We start from the raw sequence: 4,755 nt of genomic DNA, 5'->3' as shown, positions 1-4,755 counted from the left end.
TCGACGAACCCGCCGCCGACCCCACGGAGCCGCGGGGCCCCGACCACCCCGCCACCCCCTCCGGCGACCTGGTCGTGCGCACCGGCCCCGACATGCGGCTGCGGACCGGAGGACAGGTGCCGCTGCTGGTGGACCTCGCCCATCTGTACGTCTTCGACCACTACGGCCGCCGCATCTGCCCGCTGCCCCAGGAGGTGCCCGGGCTGGACGACAGGCCTTAGGGGGCAGGCGCGGGCGTCTTCAGCGCCCGGTCGAGCCGTCGATCAGCTCGCGGAGGATATCCGCGTGACCGGCGTGGCGGCCGGTCTCCTCGATCAGATGGGTGAGCGCCCAACGGGCGCTGGGAGCGCGGCTGTCCGGCCGTGGGCGGGGCAACGGCGCACCGAGGTCGGTGCATCCGTCGAGTACGGCGTTCGCCTCCGCGACCGCGTCGCGGTAGCGGGCGACGACGTCGGCCACGCCGTCCTCGGGGGCGGCGTGGAACGTCGCCTGCCAGTCGCCGACCCGCTCCCCGAGGAAGGTGGCCCGCTCGACGAGGGCCAGGTGGTTGAGCAGGCCGAGCAGGTTCGTGCCGGAGGGCACTCCCGCGGTGCGGACCGCCGGTTCCGGGGCGCCCTCGACCTTCGCGCGGACCGAGTCGCGCAGATAGTCGAGGAAGCCGCGCAGCACCTCGGCCTCGCTGCCCCCGGTCCGGGGCGGCGGGGTGTCCCGGCGGCTTCGGGTACGGGGCGCGGCGGTCATGGTGCCTCCTCGATGGATGGTCATGGATGATCCGGATGCGCGGGACTCGCCCCGGCTTTGTCCCAGTCTTGCCCCGCCCCCGGCCGTCGGGACAAGGGCTCATGCCGTTCCGGCAAGCCGGGCCGGAGCGCGGGTGGCCGGCCCGGGAAGCGGGTAGAGGGCCCGGGGGCGTACGCGTGCGGCGTGACGGGCGTCTCGGGAGACTCCCTGGCGCCGAAAAACTAACGGCGCTAGTTTGGGCGGGTGCGACGCGTGCCCCGCGCCCGCCGCACGGCTTCGGCGCTCCGCACAGCACGTCCGGGAGGACACAGCCATGCAGACCCATGACGAGATGTACATCGACGGTGCGTGGCGGCCCGCCGTGGGCCGGGACACGATCGCGGTCGTGAACCCGGCCGACGAGCAGGTCATCGCCCACGTACCGGCGGGGACGGCCGAGGACGTCGACGCGGCGGTGCGGGCCGCGCGCGCCGCCTTCCCCGCCTGGGCCGCGACGCCGCCCGCCGAGCGCGCGGCCCGGCTCACCGCGCTGGCCGACGCGCTGGCCGCCCGCAAGGACGTGCTGGCCGAGACGATCACGGCGGAGCTGGGCTCGCCCCTGCCGCTGTCGCAGATGGTCCACGCGGGCGTGCCCGTGCTGGTGGCCGCCTCGTACGCCGAACTGGCCGCCCGCCACACGTTCGAGGAGCGGATCGGCAACTCCACCGTGCTGCTGGAACCGGTCGGCGTGGTCGGCGCGATCACCCCCTGGAACTACCCGCTCCACCAGATCGTCGCCAAGGTCGCCCCCGCGCTCGCCGCAGGCTGCACCGTCGTCCTCAAGCCCGCCGAGGACACCCCGCTCACCGCCCAGCTCTTCGCCGAGGCGACCGAGGCGGCCGGGCTGCCGCCGGGGGTCTTCAACCTCGTCACCGGCCTCGGACCGGTCGCCGGCCAGGCGCTCGCCGCGCACGAGGACGTCGACCTGGTCTCGTTCACCGGCTCCACCGCCGTGGGCAGGCAGATCGGCGCCACCGCCGGAGCCGCGATCAAGCGCGTCGCACTCGAACTGGGCGGCAAGTCCGCCAACGTGATCCTGCCCGGCGCGGATCTCGCCAAGGCGGTCAACGTCGGCATCGCCAACGTGATGACCAACTCCGGTCAGACGTGCAGCGCCTGGACCCGGATGCTGGTGGACGCCGAGCGGTACGACGAGGCCGTGGAGCTGGCCGCGAACGCCGTCACCAAGTACGTGGCCGGGGAACGGGTCGGCCCGCTGGTCAACGCCAAGCAGCAGGCCCGGGTGCGCGGTTACATCGAGAAGGGCGTCGAAGAAGGGGCCCGGCTGATCGCGGGCGGCCCGGACGCGCCGCTGGACACCGGCTTCTACGTCAGCCCGACCGTCTTCGCCGACGTCACCCCGGACATGACGATCGCCCAGGAGGAGATCTTCGGCCCGGTGGTCTCGATCCTCCGTTACGAGGACGTGGACGACGCGCTCCGCATCGCCAACGACACCGTGTACGGGCTCGCGGGGGCCGTGTGGGCCGCCGACGACGAGGAAGCGGTGGCCTTCGCCCGCCGGATGGACACCGGGCAGGTCGACATCAACGGCGGGCGGTTCAACCCGATGGCCCCGTTCGGCGGTTACAAGCAGTCGGGGGTCGGCCGCGAGCTGGGCCCGCACGGTCTGGCGGAGTACCTCCAGACCAAGTCGCTCCAGTTCTGACCCCCGTAGCCCTCTCCTCGTATTCCTCGTAAGGAGCCTGTTCGTGGTTCGCGCCGCCGTACTGCCTGCCGTCGGAGCTCCGCTGGAGATCACCGACATCGTCCTGCCGGAGCCCGGCCCCGGCCAGGTGCGGATCGCGCTCGCCGCCGCCGGGGTCTGCCACTCCGACCTGTCCCTTTCCAACGGCACCATGCGCGTCCCGGTGCCCGCCGTTCTCGGCCACGAGGGGGCGGGTACGGTCCTGGCGGTCGGTGAGGGCGTCACGCATGTCGCGCCCGGCGACGGCGTGGTCCTCAACTGGGCCCCCTCCTGCGGGGCGTGCTTCCACTGCGGGATCGGCGAGGTGTGGCTCTGCGCCGACGCGCTGAAGGGGACGTCCAACCTCCACGCCCGTACGGCGGACGGCACCGACCTCCACCCCGGCCTCAACGTCGCGGCCTTCGCGGAGGAGACCGTCGTCGCCGCCAACTGCGTGCTCCCCGCCCCCGACGGTATCCCGCTCACCGACGCCGCCCTGCTCGGCTGCGCGGTCCTCACCGGCTACGGGGCGATCCACCACAGCGCCCGGGTCCGCGAGGGCGAGAGCGTGGTCGTCTTCGGCATCGGCGGCGTCGGCCTCGCCGTACTCCAGGCCGCCCGGATCGCGGGCGCGTCCCGGATCATCGCGGTCGACGTCTCCCCGGCCAAGGAGGAGCTGGCCCGGCAGGCGGGAGCGACGGACTACGTCATCGCCTCCGCCACCACCCCGCGCGAGATCCGCAAACTGACCGGCGGTCAGGGCACGGACGTCGCGGTCGAGTGCGTCGGCCGGCCCGCGACCATCCGGGCCGCCTGGGAGTCCACCCGGCGCGGCGGCCGTACGACGGTCGTCGGGATCGGCGGCAAGGACCAGGAAGTCACCTTCAACGCCCTGGAGATCTTCCACTGGGGCCGGTCCCTGACGGGCTGCGTCTACGGCAACAGCGACCCGGCCCGCGACCTGCCCGCCCTCGCCGACCACATCCGCGCGGGCCGCTTCGACCTGTCGATGATGGTCACCGAGCACATCGCCCTGGACGGTATCCCGGCCGCCTTCGACAACATGATCGCGGGCAAGGGCGGCCGGGCGCTGGTGGTCTTCTAGGGCGCGTCCGAGCGGGTGGCCACATCTGCCGGGGCCGGGTTCTCGCGCACGGGCCCGGTCCGCCGGCGGCTCCGGGACACCGCCACCCCGGCCAGGCAGAGCAGCCCGCCGAGGACGCCGAGCGGGGTCGGTACTTCGTCCAGCAGTACCCAGGCCATGAGCACCACGATCGCCGGGACCGCGTACGTGGTGGCGCCCATCCGGCCCGCCGTCGTCCGGGCCAGGGCGTAGCCCCAGGTGGTGAAAGCCAGCGCGGTCGGGAAGACGCCCAGGTAGATCATGTTCAGCGTGGCGGACATCGGCGCGTCGGCCGCCTCCGAGACCAGCACCCCGGTGAACGGCAGGCAGGCGACGGCGCCGATCAGGCAGCCGAAGGTGTTGATCTGGAGCGAGGAGCCGTACGCGAGCGCGGGCTTCTGGCTCACCACGCCCAGCGCGTACACCACCGCGGCCAGCAGGCAGAGCGCCACGCCCAGCACGGACGAGCTGCCGTGCCCGGACATCGCGAGGCCGACGACGACCGCACCGGAGAAGGAGATGCCCATGCCCAGGAGCAGGCGCCGGGGCAGCCCCTCGCCGAGCATCCGGGCGCCCATCAGAGCCATCAGGATCGGCCCGATGTTCACCAGCATCGCCGCAGTGCCGGCGTCGACCTCCTGCTCACCCCAGTTGAGCGCGACCATGTAGAGCCCGAACCACAGCACCCCGGACGTGATGATCCCGCGCCAGGCGCCTCGTCCGGGCAGCCCCTCCCGGCGAACGAGGAGGATCGCGCCGAGCACCAGGACGCCCGCCAGCAGCCGCCCGAGTGCCAGCGCGCCGGGGGAGTAGGCCTCGCCCGCACTGCGGATGGAGACGAAGGCGGAGGCCCACAGCACGACGGTGGTGCAGGCGGCGGCGGTGGCCCGCCAGCGGTGGGCCGGCGGGGCGACCGGGAGCGGTGTCGGGGTCGTCGTCATGGTCACGACCGTAAAGCCGAAAAGCTTCGGCCCCCACCGAATTGTCAATCCCCGTCAACCGACGCCCCGCTTCCAGTCCGTGCTCCCAGCCCAAGCCCGTCCGACGCCACCCCCAGCCCGTCCGGCGTTTGAGGACGGAACCCTGCCACCCTCAGCCCCTGCGGGGGGGGGGGGGGGGGCCCGGGGGGGGGGGGGGGGGGCGGCCCCCCCCGGGGGGGGGGCGG

4 protein-coding genes and 1 pseudogene are annotated in these 4,755 nt (G+C 73.6%); 3 read left to right on the top strand and 2 right to left on the bottom strand.

Going from position 1 to position 4,755, the window contains the following annotated elements:
• Positions 1-221 (top strand): annotated as a pseudogene (locus JS521_RS33735) (sugar ABC transporter ATP-binding protein); the annotation flags it as partial.
• 19 nt (positions 222-240) lie between these two features.
• Here JS521_RS33735 and JS521_RS33730 read toward each other — a convergent pair.
• Positions 241-741 carry a DinB family protein gene (locus tag JS521_RS33730; protein ID WP_205086695.1) on the bottom strand — a complete coding sequence of 167 codons (501 nt, stop codon included), beginning with the start codon at positions 739-741 and terminating at the stop codon, positions 241-243.
• Positions 742-1,054: 313 nt separating this feature from the next.
• Here JS521_RS33730 and JS521_RS33725 point away from each other — a divergent pair, with 313 nt between their 5' ends.
• On the top strand, positions 1,055-2,449 hold the full coding sequence (locus tag JS521_RS33725; protein WP_205086694.1) for an aldehyde dehydrogenase family protein: 1,395 nt from the start codon (positions 1,055-1,057) through the stop codon (positions 2,447-2,449).
• Positions 2,450-2,492: 43 nt separating this feature from the next.
• Positions 2,493-3,572 carry a Zn-dependent alcohol dehydrogenase gene (locus tag JS521_RS33720; RefSeq protein ID WP_205086693.1) on the top strand — a complete coding sequence of 360 codons (1,080 nt, stop codon included), beginning with the start codon at positions 2,493-2,495 and terminating at the stop codon, positions 3,570-3,572.
• Here JS521_RS33720 and JS521_RS33715 read toward each other — a convergent pair.
• Positions 3,569-4,531: a DMT family transporter gene (locus tag JS521_RS33715; RefSeq protein ID WP_205086692.1), complete on the bottom strand. Its 963-nt coding sequence runs from the start codon at positions 4,529-4,531 to the stop codon at positions 3,569-3,571. The two genes, JS521_RS33720 and JS521_RS33715, sit on opposite strands and share 4 nt — an antisense overlap.
• Positions 4,532-4,755: the final 224 nt, after the last annotated feature.

The organism is Streptomyces durocortorensis, assembly GCF_016901035.1.
Classification (GTDB): domain Bacteria; phylum Actinomycetota; class Actinomycetes; order Streptomycetales; family Streptomycetaceae; genus Streptomyces; species Streptomyces durocortorensis.
Note: the sequence above shows the minus strand (reverse complement) of the source record. Positions and strands in the feature narration are given on the sequence as shown.

Coding starts and splice junctions, on each gene's coding strand:
- JS521_RS33730 (WP_205086695.1), bottom strand. CDS start 741: ATGACCGCCGCGCCCCGTACCCGAAGCCGCCGGGACACCCCGCCGCCC.
- JS521_RS33715 (WP_205086692.1), bottom strand. CDS start 4,531: ATGACGACGACCCCGACACCGCTCCCGGTCGCCCCGCCGGCCCACCGC.
- JS521_RS33725 (WP_205086694.1), top strand. CDS start 1,055: ATGCAGACCCATGACGAGATGTACATCGACGGTGCGTGGCGGCCCGCC.